This is a genomic window from Lysobacter antibioticus HS124 (assembly GCF_000336385.2).
GTDB classification, from domain to species: Bacteria; Pseudomonadota; Gammaproteobacteria; order Xanthomonadales; family Xanthomonadaceae; genus Lysobacter; species Lysobacter firmicutimachus.
This window is the reverse complement of sequence record NZ_HG424601.1, coordinates 27,396-30,707: the sequence shown is the minus strand read 5'-3', so window position 1 is coordinate 30,707 and position 3,312 is coordinate 27,396. Positions and strand designations below refer to the sequence as shown.

General features: G+C 68.5%; 5 protein-coding genes. 3 read left to right on the top strand and 2 right to left on the bottom strand.

Annotated features, from left to right (window positions below; all coding sequences use genetic code 11):
- The coding region (locus TX83_RS23545) for a hypothetical protein (RefSeq protein ID WP_186442674.1) at positions 1-182 on the top strand (182 nt) is incomplete at its 5' end.
- Between the two features lie 91 nt (positions 183-273).
- Here TX83_RS23545 and pyrH read toward each other — a convergent pair.
- Entirely contained in the window at positions 274-996 is a 723-nt protein-coding gene (pyrH, locus tag TX83_RS21135; protein ID WP_064749964.1) for a UMP kinase, read from the bottom strand.
- A gap of 297 nt (positions 997-1,293) precedes the next feature.
- On the opposite strand from pyrH, the gene TX83_RS21130 reads away from it, so the two are divergent.
- Together TX83_RS21130 and TX83_RS23035 are read left to right on the top strand one after the other, a co-directional pair.
- Positions 1,294-1,986 carry an AIM24 family protein gene (locus tag TX83_RS21130; protein ID WP_064749963.1) on the top strand — a complete coding sequence of 231 codons (693 nt, stop codon included), beginning with the start codon at positions 1,294-1,296 and terminating at the stop codon, positions 1,984-1,986.
- A 206-nt stretch (positions 1,987-2,192) separates the two neighbouring features.
- Entirely contained in the window at positions 2,193-2,420 is a 228-nt protein-coding gene (locus tag TX83_RS23035) for a hypothetical protein (protein ID WP_141233616.1), read from the top strand.
- A gap of 188 nt (positions 2,421-2,608) precedes the next feature.
- On the opposite strand, the gene tsf is transcribed toward TX83_RS23035, so the two are convergent.
- Positions 2,609-3,312 (bottom strand): translation elongation factor Ts (gene tsf, locus TX83_RS21120; protein ID WP_064749961.1); only part of this gene is annotated, 704 nt, incomplete at its 5' end.

Here is a 3,312-nt window from a genome sequence, read left to right as displayed (position 1 = left end):
CCCGCGCCGAGCGGCAGGCGCGCCAGGCGGCCGGCGGGCAAGTGGAGGCCGAGCGCATCGCCGAGCAGGCCCGGCGCGCCGCCGCGCAGGCCTTGCGCGAAGCCGCCGCAGCGACCCGAGAAGCCGAGCAGGCCGCGCGCGAAGCCGCCCAGGCGACGCGCGAAATCAGCCGCGAAGGCTGAGCCGGCCGGGCCGGAAGCGGTCGCGCATGCCGGCCCCTGAACGAGAACGGCCGCCCGGAGGCGGCCGTCGCGAGCGGGGCGGGGCGGCGGTTTAGCCGCGGCCCTGCACCAGGGTGCCGATGTTCTCGCCGCGCAGGATCTTCAGCAGCACGCCCGGCTGGCCCATGTCGAAGATGCGCAGCGGCAGCTCGCTGTCGCGGCACAGCGCGAACGCGGCGGTGTCCATGACCTGCAGATCGCGGCTGATCACTTCGTCGTAGCTGAGCTTGTCGAAGCGCACCGCGTCGCTGTGCTTCTTCGGGTCCTTGTCGTACACGCCGTCGACCTTGGTCGCCTTCAGCAGCAGGTCGGCGCCGATTTCGATCGCGCGCAGGGCGGCACCGGAATCGGTGGTGAAGAACGGGCTGCCGACGCCGGCGGCGAAGATCGCCAGGCGGCCCTTTTCCAGATGGCGGATGGCGCGACGACGGATGTAGTCCTCGCACACGTCGTTGATCTTGATCGCGCTCATGACGCGCACCTTGGCGCCGAGCTTCTCCAGCGAGTCCTGCATGGCCAGGGCGTTGATGACCGTGGCGAGCATGCCCATCTGGTCGCCGGTGACCCGGTCCATGCCGCCGGCGGCGAGGCCGGCGCCGCGGAAGATGTTGCCGCCGCCGATGACCAGCGCGACTTCGGCGCCGGCCTGCTGGACTTCGATGACTTCGCGGGCGAGGCGGCCGATCACCTTGGGATCGATGCCGTAGTCCTCGTCGCCCATCAGCGCCTCGCCGGAAAGTTTCAACAGGACACGGCGATAGGCGAGCTGGGACATGGGATTTCTCGGGGGAGCGACGGGCGGCGGAATTGTAGCCCAAGCCCTCCATGCTGCGGCGTGCGGAATCGCGCCGATCGCGGCGGATTTGGCTGCGATTGGGGAAAGCGGCCAGCGCCCGGCGCCCGCGGCGGGACGGGGCGGCCTGCGACCGCGGTCGCGCGCCGATCGAGACCGCATCGGCCATCGACGTGCCGCGGCGATCCCGTATGATCGGCCGCCGGTCCCATGGCGGGACCGCCGCATCGCGCCGGCGCCGCCGCGGCGCGCGCCGCGCACCACCCAAGGAGATGGACCGTGTCGATCAAGAACCTCAACGAATTCCTTGAATCCTCCAAGCAGAAGGACCTCAGCCCGGAGGCGTTCGAACTGGAAAGCTCGCACCTGCTGGAAGTCAAGCTCAACGGCCGGGTCTGGGCCAAGGCCGGTTCGATGGTCGCCTACCGCGGCGGGGTCAAGTTCGTGCGCCAGGGCATGCTCGAGCAGGGCCTGGGCAACCTGCTGAAGAAGGCGATCAGCGGCGAAGGCACCCAGCTGATGAAGATGGAAGGCCAGGGCCGGGTCTACATCGCCGACGCCGGCAAGAAGATCACCCTGCTGCGCCTGAACGGCGAGTCGATCTTCGTCAACGGCAACGACGTGCTGGCCTACGAGGACGGCATCGCTTCGGACATCAAGATGATGCGCAAGGTCGCCGGCATGGTCTCGGGCGGCCTGTTCAACATCAAGCTCAGCGGCCAGGGCGTGGTCGCGATCACCTCGCACTACGAGCCGCTGACCCTGGCGGTGACCCCGGACCAGCCGGTGTTCACCGACCCGAACGCGACCGTGGCCTGGTCGGGCGGACTGAGCCCGGACATCGTCACCGACATTTCGTTCGGCACCTTGCTCGGCCGCGGTTCGGGCGAGAGCGTGCAGCTCAAGTTCGCCGGCACCGGCTGGGTCGTGGTGCAGCCGTACGAAGAAGTGTATTTCCAGCAGCAGGGTTGAGTCCGACCGCGGGTTCGCCGGGTCCGAAAGGCCGCGTCGTCGACGCGGCCTTTTTCTTGCCCGCGCCCTCCGTTCGCGGCCTGGCGACGGCGGTCGCCGCCGCCGCGACCGGCCTGTCGGATCTGACAGGCGCGCCCCGGGCGCTGCGCCCCGGTCTGGTTAAGATCGACGTCGGCGAGACGTTCGCCGTTCCCAGGAGGGGTGTGATGACGTATCGGAATGCGTTGCGCGCGCTGGGCCTGTCGGGCCTGCTGCTGTTGCTGCCGGTGGCCCAGGCCGACCCGGTCGAGGGCGAGATCGTGACCCAGACCCGTTGCGAAGACCGCGGCTGGGCCTACGAGATCGTGACGATGAAGTACCGCTGGACCGGCGGGCAGTGGGTGTACCTGTCGCAGAGTTCGTACTACTCCGAATCCTGTCCGCCGATCGAGTGAGGCGATGCGGCGAGGGCGAGAATCCAGGCGCTTTGGAGGCATGCCGCGATGAAGCCCTGGATGCCCGCCTGCGGAGGCGCGACAGCAGGCGAATCCACCGTTGCCCGACTCCCGAATCCCGAATCCCGAACAAAGAAAAAGGCCGCGGAATCCGCGGCCTTTTTCGTGTCGCTTCGCAGCGGCTGAGCTTACGCCAGGCCGGCCTGCTTCATGACTTCGGCGGCGAAGTCGTCGACCTGCTTCTCGATGCCTTCGCCCACGGCCAGGCGCTGCATGCTGACCACGTCGGCGCCGGCGGCCTTGACCACCTGCTCGACGGTCTGGTCGGTGTTCAGCACGTAAGGCTGGCCGTACAGGGTGACTTCGTTGACGATCTTGGCGATCTTGCCGCCGATGATCTTCTCCAGGATGTCGGCCGGCTTGGCCTTGTCCTTCTCGGACATCTTGGCCAGCTCGATTTCCTTTTCCTTCTCGACGAACGCGGCCGGCACGTCGCTGGCCTTGATGTGCGGCGGGTTCATCGCCGCGACATGCATCGCCAGGCCGCGCGCCAGGTCGGCGTCGCCGCCCTTGAGCTCGATCAGCACGCCGATCTTGCCGCCGTGCACGTACGCGGCGACGTTGTTGGCGCTGTCGATGGCGACCATGCGGCGGACCTGCAGGTTTTCGCCGACCTTGGCGATGACCGCGGCGCGGGTTTCCTCGACGGTCTCGCCCGACGGCACCTTGGCGGCCTTCAGGGCTTCCACGTCGGCGGCGCCGGAGGTCAGCGCGACCTGGGCGACGGTGTCGGTGAAGGCCAGGAAGTTGCTGTCCTTGGCGACGAAGTCGGTTTCGGAGTTGATCTCGACCAGCACGGCCTTGCCGCCGTTCTGGGCGACGGCGATGCGGC